Origin of the sequence: Paenibacillus sp. JJ-223, from assembly GCF_927798175.1 — a bacterium.
GTDB lineage: Bacteria > Bacillota > Bacilli > Paenibacillales > Paenibacillaceae > Paenibacillus > Paenibacillus hubeiensis.
The window spans coordinates 1-22,151 of the sequence record NZ_CAKMMP010000019.1 but is presented as its reverse complement, the minus strand read 5'-3'; the positions used below and the strand labels follow the sequence as shown (position 1 = coordinate 22,151).

At 51.4% G+C, this 22,151-nt stretch carries 18 protein-coding genes and 1 rRNA gene; 1 reads left to right on the top strand and 18 read right to left on the bottom strand.

Annotated elements, in window-relative coordinates; translation table 11 throughout:
- Nucleotides 1-209: 209 nt before the first annotated feature.
- Complete coding sequence (locus tag L6H98_RS26735) at nt 210-944, bottom strand: class I SAM-dependent methyltransferase (protein WP_236420743.1); 735 nt, start codon at nt 942-944, stop codon at nt 210-212.
- A gap of 165 nt (nt 945-1,109) precedes the next feature.
- Here L6H98_RS26735 and L6H98_RS26730 point away from each other — a divergent pair, with 165 nt between their 5' ends.
- Entirely contained in the window at nt 1,110-2,468 is a 1,359-nt protein-coding gene (locus L6H98_RS26730; RefSeq protein ID WP_236420742.1) for an MATE family efflux transporter, read from the top strand.
- 89 nt (nt 2,469-2,557) lie between these two features.
- On the opposite strand, the gene L6H98_RS26725 is transcribed toward L6H98_RS26730, so the two are convergent.
- The 17 genes from L6H98_RS26725 to rrf all read right to left on the bottom strand — a co-directional run.
- Entirely contained in the window at nt 2,558-3,409 is an 852-nt protein-coding gene (locus L6H98_RS26725) for a Cof-type HAD-IIB family hydrolase (protein ID WP_236420741.1), read from the bottom strand.
- Nucleotides 3,410-3,687: 278 nt separating this feature from the next.
- The gene (locus L6H98_RS26720; protein ID WP_236420740.1) at nt 3,688-4,557 is read right to left on the bottom strand and encodes an amidohydrolase family protein; all 870 of its coding nucleotides are present in this window, start codon (nt 4,555-4,557) and stop codon (nt 3,688-3,690) included.
- 15 nt (nt 4,558-4,572) lie between these two features.
- Nucleotides 4,573-7,692, bottom strand: a complete 3,120-nt coding sequence (locus tag L6H98_RS26715) for a GNAT family N-acetyltransferase (RefSeq protein WP_236420739.1) — start codon at nt 7,690-7,692, stop codon at nt 4,573-4,575.
- A gap of 335 nt (nt 7,693-8,027) precedes the next feature.
- Nucleotides 8,028-9,155, bottom strand: a complete 1,128-nt coding sequence (gene nspC / locus L6H98_RS26710) for a carboxynorspermidine decarboxylase (RefSeq protein ID WP_236420738.1) — start codon at nt 9,153-9,155, stop codon at nt 8,028-8,030.
- A gap of 1 nt (nt 9,156) precedes the next feature.
- The gene (locus L6H98_RS26705) at nt 9,157-10,395 is read right to left on the bottom strand and encodes a saccharopine dehydrogenase family protein (protein ID WP_236420737.1); all 1,239 of its coding nucleotides are present in this window, start codon (nt 10,393-10,395) and stop codon (nt 9,157-9,159) included.
- 609 nt (nt 10,396-11,004) lie between these two features.
- Nucleotides 11,005-11,223: a hypothetical protein gene (locus L6H98_RS26700; protein WP_236420736.1), complete on the bottom strand. Its 219-nt coding sequence runs from the start codon at nt 11,221-11,223 to the stop codon at nt 11,005-11,007.
- A 35-nt stretch (nt 11,224-11,258) separates the two neighbouring features.
- Nucleotides 11,259-12,458: a Ger(x)C family spore germination protein gene (locus L6H98_RS26695; RefSeq protein WP_236420735.1), complete on the bottom strand. Its 1,200-nt coding sequence runs from the start codon at nt 12,456-12,458 to the stop codon at nt 11,259-11,261.
- A complete protein-coding gene (locus L6H98_RS26690) occupies nt 12,455-13,570 on the bottom strand; it encodes an endospore germination permease (protein WP_236420734.1) in 1,116 nt (371 codons plus the stop codon). The genes L6H98_RS26695 and L6H98_RS26690 overlap by 4 nt, the downstream gene beginning before the upstream one ends.
- A gap of 64 nt (nt 13,571-13,634) precedes the next feature.
- Entirely contained in the window at nt 13,635-15,143 is a 1,509-nt protein-coding gene (locus L6H98_RS26685) for a spore germination protein (protein WP_236420733.1), read from the bottom strand.
- Nucleotides 15,144-15,318: 175 nt separating this feature from the next.
- Nucleotides 15,319-16,248, bottom strand: coding sequence for a ribose ABC transporter substrate-binding protein RbsB (gene rbsB / locus L6H98_RS26680; protein WP_236420732.1), 930 nt, complete (start codon nt 16,246-16,248; stop codon nt 15,319-15,321).
- A gap of 14 nt (nt 16,249-16,262) precedes the next feature.
- Nucleotides 16,263-17,234 (bottom strand): ribose ABC transporter permease, encoded by a 972-nt coding sequence (rbsC, locus tag L6H98_RS26675; protein WP_236420731.1) that lies wholly within the window; start codon nt 17,232-17,234, stop codon nt 16,263-16,265.
- Nucleotide 17,235: 1 nt separating this feature from the next.
- Entirely contained in the window at nt 17,236-18,717 is a 1,482-nt protein-coding gene (locus L6H98_RS26670) for a sugar ABC transporter ATP-binding protein (RefSeq protein WP_236420730.1), read from the bottom strand.
- Between the two features lie 14 nt (nt 18,718-18,731).
- Nucleotides 18,732-19,133, bottom strand: coding sequence for a D-ribose pyranase (gene rbsD, locus L6H98_RS26665; protein WP_236420729.1), 402 nt, complete (start codon nt 19,131-19,133; stop codon nt 18,732-18,734).
- Nucleotides 19,130-20,011: a ribokinase gene (gene rbsK / locus L6H98_RS26660; RefSeq protein WP_236420728.1), complete on the bottom strand. Its 882-nt coding sequence runs from the start codon at nt 20,009-20,011 to the stop codon at nt 19,130-19,132. Before rbsK ends, rbsD begins: the two co-directional genes overlap by 4 nt.
- Entirely contained in the window at nt 20,004-20,993 is a 990-nt protein-coding gene (locus tag L6H98_RS26655) for a LacI family DNA-binding transcriptional regulator (RefSeq protein WP_236420727.1), read from the bottom strand. The genes rbsK and L6H98_RS26655 overlap by 8 nt, the downstream gene beginning before the upstream one ends.
- A gap of 379 nt (nt 20,994-21,372) precedes the next feature.
- On the bottom strand, nt 21,373-21,855 hold the full coding sequence (gene ybaK / locus L6H98_RS26650) for a Cys-tRNA(Pro) deacylase (RefSeq protein ID WP_236420726.1): 483 nt from the start codon (nt 21,853-21,855) through the stop codon (nt 21,373-21,375).
- 197 nt (nt 21,856-22,052) lie between these two features.
- Nucleotides 22,053-22,151, bottom strand: a 5S ribosomal RNA gene (gene rrf / locus L6H98_RS26645); the annotation flags it as partial.

Genomic DNA, 22,151 nt, shown 5'->3' with positions numbered 1-22,151 from the left:
CCCTTGTCTAAGGGTAAAATGCGGTGAACAGCCTATGCTTCCGAAGCAGCTTTCTTTCAGAAAGCTTTTAAGCGACCGCTTTGCTTCTCCAGATTGGTTCTGCCTCTCCGTTAACGTGTTATGTTTTTTGCGGTATATATATCATGTTTCTTTTTGGTAATTTCATAGATCTTCTTTTAATATTATCCATCCATATACCAAAACACAATTCATGATTTGGTCGCAGCAATCATCAGAAACATCGGACGACGATTCTCGTCTCGCATGCCAGGTACACGCTCCATCATTTCAGGTGAAGGTTTGGACTCTTCTACCCGACGAATCTCAAAGCCAGCCTGGATCAGTTCATTCAACTGTGTCGCTAGCGTACGGTGATATTTCAGGACCGGTTCGCTCAAAAAATGAGTTTCACGCACCCCTTCATCCTGATAGTGATCGACAGGCCAATGCTGCAGTTCTCCCTGCGGCCCGTAATGCCAATCCTGCTCCGCGCGAGCAGTGAAGATTGGATGTTCGGTAGATAACACCAACCACCCGCCGGGATGAAGGCACTCCCTAATGCGAGCATACACGGGGGCCAGGTGCTGTACATAATGCAAGGCAAGAGAACTGATCACTACATCAAACGTCCCCAGTTCTGGACCTACGTCTTCAATAGCCATCCGTCGGTATTCAATCCCAGAATCACCGCTTAATTCGCGTGCACGCCGCAGCATGTTTTCAGACAAATCAATGCCGACCACCGAGGCTGCCCCTTGCTCTCGCGCATAGCGACAGTGCCAGCCAAAACCGCAGCCGAGGTCCAGCACTTTTTTCCCGGCCAGCACGGGCAGCATGGTGCGCAACTCATGCCATTCACCCGCTGCCTCCAATCCTTCCTTGGAACGAGGCATTTCACTATAACTCGCGAAGAAGGAAGGTTCATCATACTTGTTTTCTTTCATATCGTTTCTTCCTTTCCAACCATTTGGACTCTATCCTGACTCTACCACAAAAAATGCAGACATTTCGAACAATTGCACTTCAAATTTGAATATGCTAAAATACAGAACGAACGTTCAGTATAAATATAAACAGAATGAACATTCAGTTTAATAATGGAGGTCATCATGAACACGACGTGGACGCATCCCTTGGAAAAACAATCGGTACAGAAAGCTTTCCTGAGCTACCTCGTGCCTTCCATCCTGGGCATGCTGGTCATCGCATTCAACTTTATCATCGACGGCATCATGGTCGGACACAAACTCGGCTCCACCGCGCTTGCAGGCATCGGCATCGCCTCGCCCGTCTATACGCTGTTCGTAGCCATGTCGCTATGGATCGGGATGGGCGGCGCAACGCTATACTCCAACTATATGGGGGAAAAAGAGCTTCTCTCCGCCAGAAGGATTTTCACAAAATCCATTCTGATTATTCTGATCGCCACGGCAGCGATCGGGCTGACCGCCTTCTCGTTGAGGGAGCAGCTGGTCTACGCGCTTGGCGCCAATGCGGAAACGTTCCCGTATGCGGCCGATTACATGAACGTCATCCTGTTGTTCGGATTCGTGTTCACCATCGAAAACGCATTGACCATTTTCGTGCGCAACGACGGAGGTCCGCGAACATCGATGTACGCGCAGATAACCTTTGCCGCGGCAAACATCGCCATCAATTACCTCATGCTGTACGTATTGGAATGGGGTGTACGCGGCGTTGCGCTGGGTACGATCATTTCCGCGTCCTTGGCGCTGCTCGTGTTGTTGACCCATTTTCTCGGAAAAAACAATCATCTCAAGTTCACTCGCTTCAAATGGAGCAAAAAATGGCTGATGGCCATCGTGCTGATCGGGTTCCCGAGCTTTTTGGCGGAATTGGGCATGTCCGTCTTTTCCGTCGCCCATAACATTTCGCTCGATCGGCTGGCCGGCACGGACGGCGTCGCCTCTTTTACGGTGCTGAACTACATCCATGGCGTCGTGCTCCTGGCCTTCCTCGGTTTGGCTTCGGCGGCGCAGCCGCTGGTCAGTTATTATTATGGTGCGAAACAGATGGACCGCGTCAAGCTGACGCTGCGGATCGCGTCCGGCACGGCGCTGGGGTTCGGCGTATTGCTGCTCGTCGTCGTACAGATCGGCGCATCCTTTTTTGTGCAAATCTTCGGCAACTTCAGCGCGAGCGTGATGGACAACGCGGTTTATGGACTGCGTATCTTTACCTTTGCTTACCTGTTCATGGGCATTAACTTCGTCATGAGCACATACTTCCAGTCCGTCGGCAACGCCAAAATGGCCATCTGGATTACGGCCGCGCGCGAAATGATCATTATGGTTGCGCTGATCGCGATCCTGCCCGCATTTGCCGGGGTTACCGGCGTATGGCTGGCAGTGCCGCTGTCTGAAATGCTTGTCCTGCTGACCATCGGCATCTATTACCGCAAACGTTCAATTCATGAAAGATTAACGGGATTAACGATGAGCGATTAAGAGGTTTATCCCCTGCCTGGGGCAAAGTCCCAAAAACCGTGACAATGACCATCGCGTCCGTCACGGTTCTTTGAGATGTCAATTTCAGACTAGATCAGGCCATACTTCACAAAACTGTTGTACAGCCCGTCATTATCCAACGTGTCCGTAATATCGTCGGCAATTTCCTTGAGCCCCGGCTTGGCATTGCCCATGGCGATGCCCACGCTGCAAAATTCGAGCATCTCGGCATCGTTCATGCCGTCTCCGATCGCCATCGTGTCCTCCACGGACCAACCATGGTGCTCCAGCAAATCGGCGATGGCCACCGCCTTGTGAATGCCGGGAATCATCATCTCCCCGCTATCTTTGCCAAAGATCGGCACCGTGCATTGGATGACCTCGAATTGACCCGCAAATTGTTTCTTAATTTGCTCGAAAGGTACCCGGCTTTCCAAGAAAGACACCTTGTTGACGTCATCCTTGTACAAGTCGCTTTCGCCATACGTCAAGCCCGCGATGAACGGGTGCGGCGTTTTTTCCATTTTTTCGCGGGCCGCCGGATCGTTCTCGACATCGCCGTAGATCAGCTTTTCCAGCCGGGCCTTGAGGTTGCGGCTCGCATATAAGGCCGAGTTGGATTCCAAATAAAAGTCCACATCGTGTTCGTTGAAAAAATCGACCATCCGGCGTACGTCTTCCGGCTGCACTTTTTTATGATACAGCGGCGTACCGCCGATCTCGACATATCCCCCGCCTGCGCCGATCAGTCCATCGAACCCGATGTCCCATATGGCGTCGTAAATTTCGGCTTTGGAACGCCCTGTGCACAAATATAATAAATGTCCATTCTCCCGCGCGGCGCGGCAAGCCTGCTGTGCCGACTCCGGCACGATACCGTCATCCCCGACCAAGGTGCCGTCGATATCGATAAATACGATTTTGCGCTTGTCCTGACTCATGAATGCACTTCCCCCTTATGAGACGCGATATGGCAGCATAGTGTCTCCATGATCCAAAAGACGACCAGACGATTACGCTCCATAAAGCCAGTGTACAGGCTGGAACGCGTTCCAAGTCAAGCCGTTTGTCCCTCCTGTTCTTTTTCCTTGGATTTGACTCAAGCATATACCTTAGGTCTGACCTAAGGTCAAGTTATGAAACACAAAAAAACGAAACCGGACATTCACAAGCTAGAGTCCGGTTTCGTTGGTATGATCTTTAGTTACCCCTGCCCTGCCTATACATTAGACGCTAGTGCCTGCTGCAGTCTTGGAAACACGCGCAGTGCATTGTTATAAAATACATCTTCCCAGTGCTGCTCGGGAATCAGGTTCTGTACGAACCGAATGTATGGTTCAAGCGGAACCAGCGGCCAGTCCGTGCCAAACACGAGACGGTCATACTTCTCGGCAAAGACGATGGCGCGTTTGAAATGGTCCACGTACGTCTGCTCGCGCTGCAATCGTTCCACCTTTGCCGCATCCCCGACAATCCAGCCGGACAGATCGGCATAAAGATTCGGATTTTTCTCGAGCAAAGCCGCCGTATCCATCACCCACGGATCACCAAGATGGCATAACATAAAGGTCAGGTTGCGGTGTTTCATGAACGTCTCTTCCATCGAGAGCGGATGGGAGTATTTCAACAACCCGTGATCCGAATACGTCAGCCCTCCATGAATGACGATGGGAAGCTCATAAGCGGAAGCCAAGCGATATACCGGATCGTAAATCTCGTCGCCGACGTTAAAATGGTAATATCCCGCATATAACTTGATCCCCACCACGCGTTCGGAACGCAAGGATTGCTCCAGCGCTTCAATTTGACCATCCTGATGCAAGGTTAGCGGATTAATGCCGACGCATGTGTATATGTTATCCGGCAACAACGGCTCCAGATCAAGAAGCATCGGATTAAGGGCGGCAGCGTCCGGAAACAGACCTTCTTCCGTTTCCGTCACACCCATGCCTACCCCGGCGATTACGCCGGCGTTCCTGAACTCCTCCAGCAGGCCTTTCGAAGTATATTCGATGGATGCCTGCAGCTGTGCAGTCTCTTTGAACGCCGCAATGTTGGAGTAGTGAATATGCGCATCAATGATTTTCATCCCAAGCAGTCCTTTCTATATCAGGTTGGCATCGTCAAAACGAAGGGCCTGCAAATCCGCGTAGGCGTCCTGCATCGCCGGCAGATCCGAGATGATGCAAAAATGGGGTTTGCCCATTTTTCCTTGACGATCCGGAACGAACAATTTTTCGATATTCACGGAAAAGGATAACTCGTTATTGATTACGGTTTCCACCGATTCCAATCCGGGATGGGAAACGGTCATCAAGCGCTGCTCCCTTTCCCGTGATCCATATTGAATGATGCCGCTGGCGCTATTCACTTCCAATTGAACCCGGCCAGCCTTGTATACGACCCCTTCCCCGGACTGATCCTGAACGTATACGCGGCAATCCTTAATATCCCGGCTTGCCTGGCAGGAGGTATAATGAATCACGTGCAGCGGATGCAGCGGGGCCCCCGTATGCTGAACGATGCCAACGACCGATGCCAGCACAGGCACGCCGGGAAGCATAAGGAAATAATGATGCATCGTGATCCCCTTATATTTGGCATGATGAGTAACCTTCACCGTCATTCGGATGCCTGACCAAGCATTGCCCGCCGAATCCTTCATTTCCGCAAACGAAACCTCGCGAGGTTCCTTCATCAGGCTCGATTCGGACATGCCGATGATTCCGGCCGTAATCCCCCCGGTCCATGGATTCCACCACGACTTCGGCCCGGCCTGCGGGTAGGAAGACTCCAGCCATTCTTGCCCGTGATATTGCAGAGAGAAGAGCGCCGGTGCATACTCGGAACTGGCTTTAATCCGCAGAACGCCATTGTCGGCCACGCATAGATCGCCATGCTCCGATGGCTCTGTCTGGAGGATTACGCCATCCTCCGTGACCGGAAATACCGCACGATGCCGTTTCACTTCGTAATCTTCCATATCAAGCCGGACGGATACGATATCGGCCTCCAGTGCAGGATTCGCGTTTAACGGCAAAGCCACAACGGTGCGTTGTTCCTCTTCATACACGAGTTGCGATGCCGGGACAATGCCTTCCTTTACGGACGAAACGTGAATTTCGCCGGCCAACAGCGTATTTTTCCGTTCCACAATACGGGCGGCAGCCTCTCCATGTATGAACGGATTGCGATCGTTAATGATCAGCTCCAGATGTGCCGTTGTATGCAGATCGGTGTCCTTCTCGCCTTTCAACGCAAATGCACGGAAATCGCGCCAATCTTGCCATGTCCCCACGGCGATCCGAATCGGTTCGGTCTGAGCAACGCTCTCCGCAGGGAGCAGTCCCAATTCGTGTTCAAGTCCATAAAGCCAATTTTCTCTGGTGAGCTGTCTGCCTTCAGGCCATGTGATGCCTCTTGTATGGTCTCCTTGTTTAGCATACAGCCAATTCTCGGTGAATTGGGTCAGTTCCCAATAATCTTTGTCGGCGGCATCCGGGCTTTGACCTGCATCCACATATTGTCCCTGATACGGAATAATCGCGCCTTCCAAGCCAAAATGAAATTTTTCCTTCATATATAATGGTTCCGTACGCTCGGGTGCAGCATCACTGTTACGAACGATAAAATGACGGCTGATCACGCCGTTATTATGCAGCTGCACAACGAGGGTGAGATTCAGATGAAATGAAGCAATCTCATAATCGGCTTCCATGATCATGGCACCTTCATGCCGCCAAGCAACACGCGCTGCCCGTTTCTTCTCAAAAGCATCGCTATACGGCAAACCAAAGCTTGGGAAACTAAGCGAAATGACATCTTTGTTCCCCCCATAAATCGAGATCATCGGCTGGGATTTTCCTAACCGGACCGAATAAGGGCCATTGGAAATCATCCATTCCTGTTCCGTTTCTCCGCCAAAGGCCGCATGGATCCCCTGAAAAACGATGCTTGTTTTTTGCTGATGAACCCGTTTCTTTTCGCTATCCGTTATACTGTAAATGCCTACCTTATGATGCCAGATACCATATTCGAGCAGCTCGGCCTTCACCGCGATCGACTGTCTGCCTTTGGCCGGAACTGCGATCCGAACGGTCGGCTGCACGAAGGCGAGAATACCATCCGAAGGCAGCTCGAATTCAAACACGCCATCCGCCGCGTATTCGTTCTCCACGGTCAGGTCAAGGTTGTACGTTTGGCCTGCATGCAGGGGCAGTTGTGGGGCATGAAACTTGATTTTTACCGGATACTTGGGCTCAATTCCGATTTTGAACGTCGCTTGTTTGCCATTGATCCGAAGTTCGGCTTCCACCACCGGATGCGTTTCGAAGGGATTCTGGTCTTCCTCCACAGGCTGCACGAAAAAAGTACCCTCAATGGTTCCGGTTTGCTCAACGTTCATGCTCTCCTGCAAGTCAAAGCTGATCCCGGCATTGCTAACGCTTTGCACATCTACAGTGAGCGGTTTGCCGCTTTTGTTTACGGCTTTGTACATGATGGGATAATGGGCGCCGAACGGAAGCTCATGCTGCTCGGGAATGCTTGCTTCAATTAAATAGTCCTCGGTTTCAATGAGGCGCAGTCCGCGCCCCGTGCGCTCGTACTCCATTTTGAGGTAAGTGGAGCCTTTGCTCCATTCGTAAGTGAAGTAATCGAATCCGCGTTCTTGGCGGCCATCCGGGCTGATGACGATCTCCCGCAGGCTATCGGCATACCAATCCAGTTCATCGAAATAATGCTTCACGGCCTCGGTCTGGAGCACCGAAGGGATCAGGTTCATGAGATGCGTCGTGTCATCCCGCCGCTCCCAGAAAAATCCGCATTTTTTGTACGCAGGCACGGCTTTGGTGTTTCCAGCCCAAGTATATAAATCCAATCGCGGCCAACCTCGTTTGATCGTTTCGTCCAACGCGCGCAATATAAGCCGTTTTCCGACTTTGCGGCCGTGATAATCCGGGCGCACGTTCAACAATGGAATATAAAGCGCTCCTTGGTCTTCTTTATAATGGGAGAAACTGCAGTATCCGACGACCTCGTCGTCAACCATGGCCAAAAAAACGTGGAGGTACGGGCTATTTTGGTGTTCTTTGATGATTTGTTCCTCCGTCCGGACCGTGCTGTCGCCTCCCCAGCTGTCCTGGCTCATATTCCACATTTTTGCGACGGAAGCAGCGAAGGCAGGCTCATATTCAACGATTTCCACTTCTTTTGCACTGATCATTCAAACGTTCACCTCCAGAAAAATGGCTTTTGCTTAAATACGGACTGAAAGTTCGGTATGTAAAAAAATCAAACCATCCTTCTAAAGCTTGTCCCCATATATATGGAACAGCTTCGAATGGAAGCTTGATTCCTTTATCATACAAAATTATACAGGAGCCATGTGTCTTCTATGTGAACTTTTTGTTAATTCTGGAAAAAATGGACCTGCAACAAAAAACCGGACCCCTATATAGGAATCCGGTTGGTATGCGATCGCGCTCAAGCAGGCTGTCGGAGATCATTGATCCACCGTTCTGCCTGAGCAGCGCTGAGTCGTATAATGAAAAAAATAAATCAGGCCAATCTCGTTTTGAAATCTTCATAGCCAAATTGGCGAACCACTTCGCAATCGCCGTCTTTTCGGCGAACAGCGATAGCTGGCAGCGGCATGCCGTTGAACGTATTCGTTTTGACCATGGAATAGATCGCCATGTCCTCGAATACCAGACGATCGCCTTCCTTCAGCGGCTGATCGAACGAATAATCGCCGATCACGTCGCCAGACAGGCAAGTTTGCCCGCCCAAACGGTACAGGTACGGCTTCTCGCCTGCTTCTCCCGAACCGACAAGCGGTGGGCGGTACGGCATTTCCAGTACGTCCGGCATATGACATGTCGCCGATGTGTCGAGAATGGCGATGTCCATGCCGTTTCTGTGGAAATCCAATACGGAAGTGACCAGGAAACCCGCGTTCAGCGCAACAGCTTCACCCGGCTCCAGATATACTTCCAGGTTGTACTTCTCCTGCATACGTTTGATGCAGGCTTCCAATCTCGGAATGTCGTAATCTTCGCGCGTGATGTGATGCCCTCCGCCGAAGTTGATCCATTCCATTTGCGGCAGCCATTGTCCGAACTTCTCTTCCACCGCGTTCAGCGTCGTCTCCAGATCGTCGGAATTTTGCTGGCACAAGGTGTGGAAGTGCAGTCCGGAGACACCGTCCAGCAGCTCGGCGCGGAAATCTTCGTGTTTGGCCCCGAAACGGGAACCCGGGGAACAAGGATCGTAGATTTCGTGGCCGACCTGGGTCGAGCATTCCGGGTTAATGCGCAGCCCTACTTTTCTGCCAGCCTGAAGCGCCTTATCTTTGAACTTCGCCAGCTGCGAAAACGAATTGAAAATAATGTGGTCACAGATCGAGATGATCTCATCGATCTCGTCCTCGCGATAGGCCGGGGCAAAGACATGATTCTCTTTGCCCATTTCCTCATGGCCCAAACGGGCTTCGTACAGCCCGCTTGCGGTTGCGCCGCTCAGGTATTCTCCGATGAGCGGATACATCGCCGTCATGGAGAACGCCTTCTGAGCCAGCACGATTTTCGCGCCAGTACGCTGCATGACACCGTTCAGGATTTTCAGGTTTTTCTCGATCAGTGCTTCGTCAACAACAAAACATGGTGTCGGTAATTGCTCGAACCGCATCTTAACGTACAAGCTCCGATTCTTTTGCTTCTTCCGGCAGTTCGTCAACGAGAACCGGGTTGAAGTCTTCTACCCAAGGAAGGCCCCATTTGTTCAGTTCTTCCATGAATGGATCCGGGTTGAACTCTTCCACGTTGTATACGCCCGGTTTATTCCATTTGCCAGTGATGACCATGGCAGCACCGATCATGGCCGGAACGCCAGTTGTATAAGAAATCGCTTGGGAGCCAACCTCTTTGTAGCACTCTTGGTGATCACATACGTTGTACACGTAGTACGTTTTGTCTTTGCCGTCTTTTTTGCCTTTGAAAATGCAGCCGATGTTCGTTTTGCCCACGGTGCGAGGACCGAGGGACGCAGGATCAGGCAGTACCGCCTTCAGGAATTGCAAAGGAATGATTTGTTTGCCTTCGAACTCGATCGGTTCGATCGAAGTCATGCCCACGTTTTCCAAAGCTTTGAGGTGAGTCAGGTAACTTTGGCCAAAGGTCATGAAGAAACGGATGCGTTTCAGGCCAGGAATGTTTTTCGCCAGGGACTCGAGCTCCTCATGGTACAGCAGGTACATGTCTTTTTCGCCCACTTCTTTGAAGTCGTAGACACGTTTGATTTCCATAGGTTTGGTCTCGATCCATTCGCCGTTCTCCCAATATCTTCCGTTCGCCGAAACCTCGCGAATGTTAATCTCAGGGTTGAAATTGGTCGCAAACGGGTAACCGTGGTCGCCGCCGTTGCAGTCGAGAATGTCGATGTACTCGATTTCGTCGAAGTAATGTTTCAGCGCGTATGCGGAGAATACGCCGGTTACGCCCGGGTCAAAGCCGCTGCCCAGCAGCGCCGTGATGCCGGCTTTTTCGAAACGCTCTTTGTATTCCCATTGCCATTTGTATTCGAATTTTGCCGTATCTTCCGGCTCGTAGTTGGCTGTATCCATGTAATGTGTTTTGGTTGCCAAGCATGCATCCATGATCGTCAAATCCTGGTAAGGCAAAGCCAGGTTCATGACGATATCCGGTTTGAATTCATTGATCAGGGCGATCAGCTCTTCAACGTTGTCTGCATCCACTTGCGCAGTCGTGATTTTTGTTTTGCCGCCATCCAGTTTGGCTTTAAGATCGTCGCATTTGGATTTGGTGCGGCTTGCGATGCAGATTTCCTCGAAAACTTCGCTGTTTTGAACGCATTTGTGAACTGCTACGGAAGCAACGCCGCCCGCGCCGATGATTAGTGCTTTACCCATTTTCCATTCTCCTAACCCAAGTGAATTTTTTTGATTTGTTTTGAACCCAGTTCATTTAGCTTTCCCAGTTCCGTTTCTAACACAACAAAAAAAGCAAGTGCAAAATGGCCTAATCGCGCATCATCACACTTGCTTGTCGATATACATCATTAAAAAGGCGTCACGTTCCATGACCACAGAAATTCCGTAGAATGTTCCTGGCGGAAAGCTCCTTCATGTATATCAATATTGGATCAGAGTCTATATAGCAAATAATTCGCCTTTACCACTCTTATTGACCGTTTCACAAGTTGATGTGCAGATGCACTGGTTGTAAAGTAACCAACTTATAAAATTTGAGCTTTTAACTCAATCAATAAGGCAACATTTCGTTGCCAATCGGCATTTGACCCGGCTGTCCGTATGGCCTTGACTCTTGAGGAGTGGTCAAAAATTATCTGCTGGAAAGTTCCGATTCAATGTTGATATATCCGCTTTCCAAAATCACAGGTTATACAATATCAGACGCTGAGGAAAAAAACAAGTCATTTTTATAAAAACATTTTTATCCAGCGAAGACGTCATTCTTAGACGCATATGACATAATCACGCCGAATGTAGCACCGATGTTCATTTCATGTATTGGTCCACTTGCCCAAACACCAACTTTACGAACTGGCTGGGACCGGGAATGCCCGGCAGCAGCAGAAGCACGATGGACAGAATTACGGCTCCGGCCATAATGCCTGCAACCACCCATCTCTCCCGCCGCTGCGGGGTGTTTTTCCACTCCCCATATACTATGGCCGCTGCCAGCAGCACGATGCCGACCATCGAGGCTGATTTCATTGCATCTTCTCCTTCATCCCAATATGGATATGTGCTCAGTCGGCACTTTGTTCCGTAATTCCTTGAGGATCAGTCGATTTCCCGGTGCGGGCAATGCGAGCGCGGACGTCGACCTTCACATCAAGATTCGAGAAAACGGCGTCCCATTGCCGATGTCGTTCTTTCCATTGCTCGGGATAGTGCCTGCGAAATTCGACCGAAAATTTATACAGATCGGCTTGCAGCTCGTGCTGGGCAAGTTCAAGCGCTTCCTCCGCCAATGCCTTCAGCCTGTCTGACCAAGCCTTTTCGAGTTCCTTCATCTTGGAAGGGTCGGTCAAGTTGGCGTTGGTCGTGTTCAATACGACTTCTCCTTTTGACTGGACTTTGATCTCCATGGACCAGTCCTTTCCCTTGACGTGCGGGATCAGTTCTGTTTTCATTTCGAAAGGACGGATGGAAAACGCCCCCTTCTCCCGCTCCAATTCAACCGGCATGATGATATTATTCAATTCGTTGGACAGCAGCAGCATCCCTATGCTAAGCGGCTCTTTGGCGGTCCGGACATAGCGGCCGTTCTTGTATATGCTCAGGCCTTTGATGTAAGGCGTCGTCGTTTGTTTGCTTTGCCCCGGATCAGGTGGAAGAATGAGCATCCGGGACAAAATGGCTGACCGGCTCGGGCCCTCGATGGACTGGGCCAAATCCAGCACGGTCACTCGAGTGCCCAGCCCCATGTTTGCCATCTCCCGCAAGGATTCGGCAGAGCTTCTTTCGAGCGGGTCCAGCAGGGCCAGCAATTCCTTGGTCGGCTCTGCGCTGGAAAAAACGTAAGCGTGCTCGCGGAACTGCGGATATCGCAGCAAAAAATCGATATATTCCCGCAGTCCCTGTTTTCCAGCCTCTTCGCTGATGACAACAACCTCGCAGTGGCCCCAAAACATGTTTCGGGGGACCTTTCGCTGCAGCCGGTTCAATGCTTCGGCAATGGTGCTTCCTTCGGCTGTCCGCACCATGGTAACTCCGCTCGGACTGCTCTCTCCAGCTCCGCCTGTGCCTCCGCCCGCTCCTCCACTCGCTTTGCGGGGAATGAAAATCTGGGCCGTCAGCTCCACTCTGCCATCTTCATAGTCAATGCCTGTGGCAAGAACGATCGCCAAATCATTGATCTCCTTCCGGTCCCAGCAACCGGCCAACAACAGGCCTAAACCGACTAGAACGATTGCATATCGTTTTAATCTCCCGTTATTTTTCATGCTTTTTTGCCATCCTTTGGAGTCCGCTTGAACATGTTCTTTAGCAGTGCAAGTCCGTAAATCATGGCCGGGAGGACCAATAGGACAGACATCGTGTACACATTGGCCGATGCGCTTACGAGGCCAGCGACTCCAAGGCCATCCGAGGCTAACCAGTATGCAAATACCATGCATAAAAATGCAAGAGGGAATACGAGCGGTTTGTAATTATCCAAGCCGAACCATTCAGCCGTGGACGTCGCGAATATGTACAGAAACACGGAGATTTTAACGAAGATGCCGAAAATCCAAATGCCGATGACAACCGCCTCGATATGCTGCAGGAAATCGGCAATCGTGATGTAACGCGCAGCAATCATAAACGGAAAGGCAAAGCTGTCCGTCAAATCCCCCAACAGGAACAAGCAGAACAAATTGGTAACGATCATGGCCCCTGTTGTCAAAACAAGCGAAAACATCATCGTTCTGGCCGGATTCTTCTTCCCGTCAAGATAGGGAAGCAGGAAGGCAAGCACGATGTACTCGCTAAACCAGGCGGCCGGAGCAACGGCTCCTTTAAATATGGGGACAATCCCGTTCTCCAGGAAAGGCAGCAATTCGCCCAGATGAAGCTCTCCAATTAACAAGATGAAGATCAGGCACATCAGAATAACCAGAATCGACACAAACACCTGCGAAGTTCGCCCAACCACTTCGATGCCCAGCCGCACATTGATCGCGCACACCAGAACCATCGTGCCCATCACGACAAACAGCGGAGTTCGGGGAAGCGCATTGCTTGCTATGAACTCGCCGTATTCGCGAATGATCAAGCCGGTCAAGTGCGGCAAATAGAGCAGAAAAATAAAGCCTATTGCTTTACCGCCCCACCATCCTGCAATTTGCGTGCTTGACCGCATGATGGTTTGCCCGGGATAGAGCCTGTGAAGACCAAAAGAAATGCCGATGACGGCAAGTCCGACCACAGCTCCGATCAGCGGGGAAATCCACATGTCATGCCCGGCAAAATGCATCGTCATGCTTGGCACGGACAAAATGGATGTCGCCAGAATCGCCGGGAAAATCATGAAAGCCAATTGTGCCGACGATATTTTGCCTTTGTCTGTCAGCATAACAAATGCCCCTTTCATGAATGCTGTATGCAATTAAACTGTATAAACCGCTGCGACTGCCGATTCATTTCGGACTACCTTTGGGCGAAGGGCGCCACCAGACATCCTTGAGGCTGCGGACTGAGGTCGGCGTTGCTGGAGACAGATATGGCACACCGAAGGAACGCAGACTGCTTAAATGGATAACGATGAGGATCAGGCCGAGCATCACACCCGTAAGGCCCAGTGTGCCCGCCAGCAGCATCATCGGAAAACGAAGCAGACGCGTAACGATGCTGGCCGCATATCGCGGAATCATGAAGGACGCGATGCCCGTTATGGCTACAATAATGATCATGGGGGCGGACACGATGCCTGCTGACGTCGCAGCCTGACCGATGATCAGCGCCCCGACGATGCTGACTGCGGACCCGACCTGTTTGGGCAGCCTGACGCCTGCCTCGCGCAAAGCTTCGAAGGAAATTTCCATAATGAATGCCTCCACCAGTGCCGGAAATGGAATCTCCTCCCTTGCCTTTGCGATGCTCAGCATCAATACCGTTGGAATCATCTCTTGATGGAAGGTCGTGATAGCCACGTACGCCGAAGGCAGCAGCAGCGACAGGACATAAAATAAATACCGCAGCCAGCGGATAAACACGCTCATGTACTGATCTTGATAATAGTCCTCCGGAGATTGCAGCATGGAGAATAATGTGACAGGTGCGATCAGGCTGAAGGGCGTGCCGTCCACAATCAGCGCAAAGCGGCCTTCCAGCACATTCGATGCAACCACATCCGGACGTTCCGTGGACATCATTTGGGGAAAAGGCGAGTGTTTCTGGTCAATGATCGCCTCTTCGATGTACTGGCTCTCAAGAACCTCCTTGAGATTCAGGCGATTTAATCTGGACTCCGCTTCCTTCAATAAGGAAGGATCGATAATGCCTTCCACGTACACCAAGGCTGCCTGCGTACTCGTATATTCCCCCACTGTCATTTTTTTCAGCTTTAGCGAAGGTGTTTTGATTCGCTTCCGCACCAAAGACAAGTTTACGTCCAACGATTCCGTGAAGCCGTCCCGTGCTCCGCGAACCGTCGATTCGGCGGCAGGTTCCTGCGGCGTTCGATTCGGTGTTTTGTATAGCGGATATACAGTTCCCGAGGTTTCCCCATCCATGAGAAGCAATGCCCCTCCGTCCATAAGAGCCTGTACCGCCTGACCCATGGTATGCACCATTTCCACGGACGACATGGGTGCTTCGGAAGTGCTGGTGCCCCTCATCGTCTCATCATGCTCCAGAGCGGAGGGCGTTCCATGTGTCGTGCCATGTGTCGTTTCATGTGAAGCACCAACCGTGATCCTGACATTTGCCGCCGACTGCTGCAGCGGAGCCAATACCTGGCGCTCGAGCCTTTCCGTATCGCACAGCCCAACGCAATAAATGCATAACACAGGAGTGTGGGCTGCCGTTGTAAACGCATGAAACACCATGTCCGAACAGCCTGTGAAAATGGATCTTAGCCTCGCTTCGTCGGTCGACATGCTGCCCGTAAACGGTTCATTCAACAGCAAATCCATGGTTGTGCTCATCCTCATGCCCCCTGTTATGCATTATCTGATGTCGTTGAGATATTTATAGGTGTCGCTATCTTTTGCGTTCCATCCACGAATTATTCATTTCAGGGAATGAAAGGAATAGCTTCTCACTCACGAAATGCAAAAATCCCGTTTCGGACACGGGGTCCAAAACGGGATCGTCGGGCTATTATTCGTTTGCGGTTTCTTTGGTTACGAGCTTCAATTCGGCAGGGATGGATTTCTCCACCTGTTTGCCGTTCAACACATCCATCGCTGCCTGTACCGACAATTGGCCGATCAGTGCAGGCTGTTGGGCAACCGTTGCGGTCAGCTTGCCGTCCTTGATGGACTTGATCGCGTCATCGTTGCCGTCGAACCCGATGACCGGAATATCCTTGCCCGAGCTTTGGATCGCTTCAATGGCACCAAGCGCCATCTCGTCGTTGTGGGCAAATACCGCCTGTACGTCCGGATTTCCTTGCAGCAGGTTCTCCATGACGTTCAACCCTTTGGAGCGGTCAAAGTCGGCAGACTGTTTGGCGATTACATTAAGCTTCTGGTCGGCCACTTCATGGAACCCTTTTCCGCGTTCTCTCGTTGCCGAAGCCCCCGGTACACCTTCAAGCTCGATAACTTTTGCACCTTCGCCCAACTTCTCCACGAAATACTCTGCGGCCATTCGTCCACCTTTGACGTTATCGGACGCAACGAGTGCTGCCACATCGCCTTTGTCTGCGGAACGGTCCAGCGTAATCACGGGAATGCCGACACTATTGGCCGATTGCACCGCCGTAGAGATCGCCGCGGAATCCGCAGGGTTAATCAGCAAGGCATCTACGCCCTGTTGAATGAGATCGTCTACGTCATTGGTTTGTTTGGCCGAGTCGTTCTGTGCGTCAACGACGATAACTTGAATTCCCTGCTTTGCCGCCTCCGCCACCACGCCGTCCTTCAGGGAAACGAAGAACGGATTGTTCAAGGTGGAAATGGACAGTCCGATTTTTTTCTGCTCTTTGCCCCCGGCAGCATCAGGCTTGGCCCAACCTGGAGGCTCCAGGGAGCATCCTGCCAGAACGATCATCATTACGCTTACAAGCAATATGGTCAATTTTTTCATGTTCATTTCTCTCCTTAAGCCGTTTTCTTGCGGTCCAGCAGGACGGCAATGGCAATGACGACGCCTTTGACAACCATTTGATAAAACGAGTTGACGCCGAGCAAGTTCAAACCGTTGTTCAACACGCCGATGATCAGTACCCCGATCAATGTGCCGACGATCCGTCCTCTGCCGCCCGAGAGGCTTGTTCCGCCGAGAACGACGGCAGCGATGGCGTCCAGCTCATACGATGTGCCGGCCGTCGGCTGCGCGGAATTCAGGCGGGAAGTCAGGATTGCGCCTGCCAGCGCGGACAGCATGCCTGCCAACGAATAAATCATGATTTTTACGCGATGCACTTTGATGCCTGAAATGATGGACGCTTTCTCATTGCCGCCGATGGCGTACGTTTTGCGGCCAAAGGCCGTTTTGTGCAAAATCGTCCACAGAATGACAAACGTAATCAGCATCGTAATGGCCGGTACGGGAATACCGAACATATAACCCCGGCCGAACAGTTGGAACAGCATGCTGTCGCCCAATCCCGTGATCGGGTTTCCGTCCGTGTACACCAGCGTCAATCCGCGGAATACCGTCATCGTTGCCAATGTGGCGATAAACGGAGCCATCTTGCCTTTCGTAATCATCAGCCCGTTCACCATACCCATCACGCCGCCGAGCGCTACCCCGATAATGATCGACAGGATCGGATCAAGACCGGACAACATCAAGTTGGCTACGAATGCGCTGGATAAAGCCAGAATGGAGCCTACAGACAAGTCGATGCCGCCAGTCAGGATGACGAACGTCATGCCAAAGGCGATCAGCGCGTTGATCGAGACTTGGCGCAGCAGGTTCAAAATGTTAAGCGGTTCCAAAAAGCTTGGATTCAATACCGATACGATAAAAATAAGAATGATCAGTCCGAGCAGCGGACCCAGTTTCTGTGTCACATTCGTCAAGCGGAAACCGCTTTTGGCGGGTTGGTTTTCTTGCATGGTTGTCATGTTACTTTCCCCCTGTAGCCAATGTCATAATGCTTTCCTGCGTTGCCTCTTCCCTTGCCAGCTCGCCGCTGATGCGTCCTTCATGCACGACCGCAATCCGGTCGCTCATGCCCAGCACCTCGGGCAGCTCTGACGATACCATGATGATGGCGACGCCGCGATCCGTCAGCTCGTTCATCAGCTGATAAATTTCGCGTTTCGCGCCCACATCAACCCCGCGCGTCGGCTCATCCAGAATCAGTACGCTCGGCCCGATGCCGACCCATTTGGCGATGACCACCTTTTGCTGGTTGCCCCCGGACAGGTTACGTGCTGCCGTCTCCGAAGATTGTGTCTTGATTTGCAAACGCTTGATCAGCGTGTCGACGAAATCCTGTTCTTTTTGCCCGGAAATGAATCCTTTGCTCGAGAAGCTGAACAAGTTCGGCAAAGCCATATTTTCGCGGATGGAGAAATCAAGCACTAAACCTTCGTCCTTTCGGTCTTCCGTAATAAAACCGATGCCGTGTTTGACTGCGTCTGCCGGCTTCCGGATGTTCACTTTTTTGCCGCGCATCATGATGTCTCCGCTGTCCATCCCGTCCAGTCCGAAGATCGCCCGCATGATTTCGGTTCGCCCTGAGCCCATCAGCCCCGAAAATCCAAGGATCTCTCCTGCTCTCACCGTAAAGCTGATGTTTTGGAACAAACCTTTACTGCTGGCATTCCGCACTTCGAGGACCACTTCGCCGTACGAAGGATGACGGGACGGATATCGCTCGGTGAGCTCCCGGCCAACCATCTTCCGGACCACTTCGTCAAAGCTCGTCTCCGGGATCGGCTTGGTATCGACCGTTTTGCCGTCCCGCATCACCGTAATTCGGTCGCAGATCGTGAAAATCTCCTCCATCCGGTGCGAGATGTAAACGATGGACACCCCGTTTTTCTTCAACGAAGCGATCACGCCGAACAGCTTCTGGATTTCGCGCTCCGTAAGCGCCGCCGTCGGCTCGTCCATAATGATGACTTTGGCGTCGGTCATTAGCGCTTTGGCGATTTCAATCATTTGCTGCTGACCTACAGAGCACTCTCCTGCCGGACGCTCCAATGGGATTTGCACGGACAGTTTGGCAAACTGCTCATTGGCAAGCGCTTTCATTTGTCGCGTATTCAGCAATCCCATGGACGATGTAAGCTCCTTGCCGATGAAAAGATTATCGAGCACCGTCATTTCCGGCCAAACGTTCAACTCCTGATGAATAAAAGCAACTCCCGCTTTCTCGGCTTCCTTCGGGCTGGAAAAATACGTTTCCTTGCCGTCGATGGCGATCGTTCCCTGATCCCGTTGATGAAGGCCGATCAGAATGTTCATTAACGTGGATTTGCCGGCCCCGTTCTCGCCCATGAGGGCATGAACCTCGCCTTCCTTCAGTTCGAAATCCACTCCGCTCAGCACCTGATTGGTGCCGAACGCCTTATATATGCCTTGCATCCGAATATGCATGATGCCGTCCCCCTTTAACCGAATATGACGCCCGATTGCAAAATGCAATTGGCATACGGCGTGGCTTCACCCGTGCGGATGACCGCTTTGGCTTGTCTGGTCAGCGCTTTGAATTGTTCATGGCTGACCGACACGTCGACGGCTTCGCTTCCGAACGTCTCCGTAACGAGCTGCAATGCCGCCGGGTTGCCCTCCTTGATTTCTTGCGCCAAAACCACTTTTTCAACGACCATATCGTCTGCGATCAATTCGACGACCTCCCGAAAGCTCGGCGTTCCGAGCTTGAGCGCCAAATCGATTTTGGCAACCCCCTCAGGAACCGGAAGGCCCGCATCCGCGATCACAATCATGTCCGTATGGCCCAAATCCGACAGTATTTTGGAAATATGGCTGTTCAGCATTCCTTGCTTTTTCATTTCAGGCCTTCCTCCACTTCGTGTCGCATCGGCATGCCGCCTTGTGCCCCGAACTTTGTCACGGATAGCGATGCAGCCCGGTTCGCGAATCTAACGCTGTCTTGGAGCGGCTTGCCTTCCGCCAAAGCGACCGCAAATGCGGCATTGAACGTATCGCCTGCCCCCGTCGTATCGACTGCCTCCACCTTGTACGTCGGCACGACGATTTCTTGTTCCCCGTCAAAGTAGCGAACCCCGTTGCTGCCTTCCGTAATAAACAATTTGTTCGGATATTTCCGCAGCGCTTCCGCAGGCGTCATGCCCTTAAACAGGATTTCGGCTTCATGCTCATTCGGCGTGATGTAAGCTGCATTGTTGATGACCTCATCGGGTAATGGTCTCGCCGGGGCCGGATTAAGCAGCAGCGGAGTCCCGCTTTCCGCACAAATCTTGCTGACCCGAACAACGGTTTCTTCCGGGATCTCCTGTTGGATGAGCACGATATCGGCATTGCGGATCACGTCCGCAGCTTCATCGACATATTCTGGCGTCACTTCGCGATTTGCCGCCTCCACGAACACGATACTATTATCACCTTCGGCCAATATGATATGAGCCGTTCCGCTCTCCATATGTGTAACCGGTTTCACATTTTGCACATCGACACCGTTTGCTTTGAAGTTGTTCAAAATGTCTGTACCAAACGCATCATCGCCTACCCGGCCGATCATGGACACTTCGGCACCCAGCCTTGCCGCAGCAACCGCTTGGTTAGCACCTTTGCCGCCAGGGACGGTTTTGAAGCTGTCGCCAAGGACGGTTTCCCCCGCCCCCGGCCGTCTTGAGGAAGTAACGACCAGATCCATGGAGCTGCTTCCGATTACGCATACTTTAGCCATTTGAATTCACCTTTCTTGTCGTGCCCCGCTCAATGAAGCTGACGGGCAGCTGTATATGTTTTGTATCGATGGGCGCTTGTTCTACCAGATTGATCAGCAGACCGGCCGCTTCCCTTCCCATCTCGTACGCCGGTTGGCGAATGGTCGATAGAGCCGGTGACAGCAGGCTGCTCATCGGGATATCGTCGAAGCCGATAATCTGCAAGTCTTCTGGTACTTTTTTGCCGATTCGCAGCGCCTCGTGAAGTACTGCCATCGCCGCGATGTCATTGCTGGCAATGACCCCGTCCGTATCGCCATGCTTGCTAAAAAGCTCTTCCGCCCATAATCCCACATCGTTAATCGAAAAGGAGGTGGTCTGGACTACACGATAATCCAAACCGGCTTCGCGAATGCTCTCAATCGCGCCCTTGAAGCGGTCCTGTGCAGGTTTGATATGTGTCGGTCCCTGCATGACCGTGATTCGGCGGCTTCCTCGCTTGATGATTTCCCTGGCGGCCAGCCGGCCGCCCTCTCTGCCATCTGCAAATACGGACGGACTGTCCAACGGCGTCCTGTCCAGGAAGACAACAGGGATCTTCAAGCTTTCATATATGTGAGAATGAGGATAATTCGTTGAAGAAATGACGCCGACGACGTTATTCTGAATAAAGGTTTGGATGTAATCCTGCTCCTTCTGTTCATCCTCATCGCTATTTCCGAAAATCAATCTGAATTCCTGTTCCTGCATCCGGTCCTCCACCCCGCGTGCAAGCTGCGGAAAGTAAGGGTTTGCAATATCCGGAAGCAGCAGGCCAATCAGTTTGGATTTGCGCTTGTATAAAGAACGGGCCACCTCGTTTGGAGAAAAGTTAAGCTGCTTGATGGCATCCTCCACTTTCTTGCGAGTGTCCGCATGAACATAACCTCTTTCATTAATGACCCTTGATACGGTGGCTACCGAAACGCCAGCCAAATTCGCTACGTCTTTGATCGTTGTCATTGAACTTTTCACCTCTGAATGTGTAACCGGTTACAGACATAAAAATATCACACTTTGTTTACTGTGACAACCCCTTTTTTGAAGAAACCGATTGATAACACTAATCCTTTCCCTGAAATAGGAAATGCAGAAGGAATGACCGGCGTAAGAATATTGGCTGAAAAGCCGAATAAACCACGATTAAATGAAGGGGTACACCTCATCACCTGGCCTCTAAGATATGAAACAACTGGAAGCCTTCTGGCTGAAAACTATTCATCATAAATAAGCGGCCACTGTTCAATGAAGTACTGATCGTGGCCGCTTGAGCAAAAAAATAAGACTTTTATGAGATTGCAGAAACTTACACGTGGAAAGGAAGGTTTCTTAAGGCCAACGTTTAGGAGTCCTTAGTAATATCGGCTGGAAACACGTCGATGACCTTTTGCAGGTCGCCTAACGGCAATCCAAGCTGATATCCAACCCGCCCACCCGAAAAATAAATGCGCTCCGCGTCTGCTGCGGTCTGGTCGATATATGTCTTGAACGGCTTCTTCATGCCGATCGGCGAGCAGCCTCCGTGTACATAACCCGTGAGAGGCAGCAGCTCCTTCTGAGGAATCATCTCCAAAGCCTTCTCCCCGGCCACTTTGGCGGCCTTCTTCAGATCCAGTTCCTTCTCGATCGGCACCATGAAGACATAGTATTCTTTCGAACGATTGGAGGTCACGAGCGTTTTGAATACGCAAGCCGGATTTCTTCCGAGAGATTGGGACACTTCAAAGACATCCTGCCTTTCGTTGTCGAAGACGTTATATTCGTAATGGATCTTCATTTGGTCGAGGATACGCATTACGTTCGTTTTGTCCGTTTTTTTAGCCATTTTCATCACCAAAGCCTATTATATAGGACATCGCCGTCGGTATTCCACATCCCCGGCATTCAAAATTCACGGACCCAGACAAATCTAGACCAATTTGAAGCAGGTCTCCACATCGCTGTCCTCATCGTATGGAAATGAATCCACTCAAATGAACATAAAAAAACACACTCGAAATTATTCGAGTGTGTTTTTGAAGTGCTTGGCGGCTTCCTACTCTCCCAGGACCCTGCGGTCCAAGTACCATCGGCGCTAGAGGGCTTAACGGTCGTGTTCGGGATGGGAACGTGTGGAACCCC

Excerpts from the sequence above, each read along its gene's own strand:
- L6H98_RS26735 (WP_236420743.1), bottom strand. The coding sequence starts at position 944 with ATGAAAGAAAACAAGTATGATGAACCTTCCTTCTTCGCGAGTTATAGT.
- L6H98_RS26730 (WP_236420742.1), top strand. The coding sequence starts at position 1,110 with ATGAACACGACGTGGACGCATCCCTTGGAAAAACAATCGGTACAGAAA.
- L6H98_RS26725 (WP_236420741.1), bottom strand. The coding sequence starts at position 3,409 with ATGAGTCAGGACAAGCGCAAAATCGTATTTATCGATATCGACGGCACC.
- L6H98_RS26720 (WP_236420740.1), bottom strand. The coding sequence starts at position 4,557 with ATGAAAATCATTGATGCGCATATTCACTACTCCAACATTGCGGCGTTC.
- L6H98_RS26715 (WP_236420739.1), bottom strand. The coding sequence starts at position 7,692 with ATGATCAGTGCAAAAGAAGTGGAAATCGTTGAATATGAGCCTGCCTTC.
- nspC (WP_236420738.1), bottom strand. The coding sequence starts at position 9,155 with ATGCGGTTCGAGCAATTACCGACACCATGTTTTGTTGTTGACGAAGCA.
- L6H98_RS26705 (WP_236420737.1), bottom strand. The coding sequence starts at position 10,395 with ATGGGTAAAGCACTAATCATCGGCGCGGGCGGCGTTGCTTCCGTAGCA.
- L6H98_RS26700 (WP_236420736.1), bottom strand. The coding sequence starts at position 11,223 with ATGAAATCAGCCTCGATGGTCGGCATCGTGCTGCTGGCAGCGGCCATA.
- L6H98_RS26695 (WP_236420735.1), bottom strand. The coding sequence starts at position 12,458 with ATGAAAAATAACGGGAGATTAAAACGATATGCAATCGTTCTAGTCGGT.
- L6H98_RS26690 (WP_236420734.1), bottom strand. The coding sequence starts at position 13,570 with ATGCTGACAGACAAAGGCAAAATATCGTCGGCACAATTGGCTTTCATG.
- L6H98_RS26685 (WP_236420733.1), bottom strand. The coding sequence starts at position 15,143 with ATGAGCACAACCATGGATTTGCTGTTGAATGAACCGTTTACGGGCAGC.
- rbsB (WP_236420732.1), bottom strand. The coding sequence starts at position 16,248 with ATGAAAAAATTGACCATATTGCTTGTAAGCGTAATGATGATCGTTCTG.
- rbsC (WP_236420731.1), bottom strand. The coding sequence starts at position 17,234 with ATGACAACCATGCAAGAAAACCAACCCGCCAAAAGCGGTTTCCGCTTG.
- L6H98_RS26670 (WP_236420730.1), bottom strand. The coding sequence starts at position 18,717 with ATGCATATTCGGATGCAAGGCATATATAAGGCGTTCGGCACCAATCAG.
- rbsD (WP_236420729.1), bottom strand. The coding sequence starts at position 19,133 with ATGAAAAAGCAAGGAATGCTGAACAGCCATATTTCCAAAATACTGTCG.
- rbsK (WP_236420728.1), bottom strand. The coding sequence starts at position 20,011 with ATGGCTAAAGTATGCGTAATCGGAAGCAGCTCCATGGATCTGGTCGTT.
- L6H98_RS26655 (WP_236420727.1), bottom strand. The coding sequence starts at position 20,993 with ATGACAACGATCAAAGACGTAGCGAATTTGGCTGGCGTTTCGGTAGCC.
- ybaK (WP_236420726.1), bottom strand. The coding sequence starts at position 21,855 with ATGGCTAAAAAAACGGACAAAACGAACGTAATGCGTATCCTCGACCAA.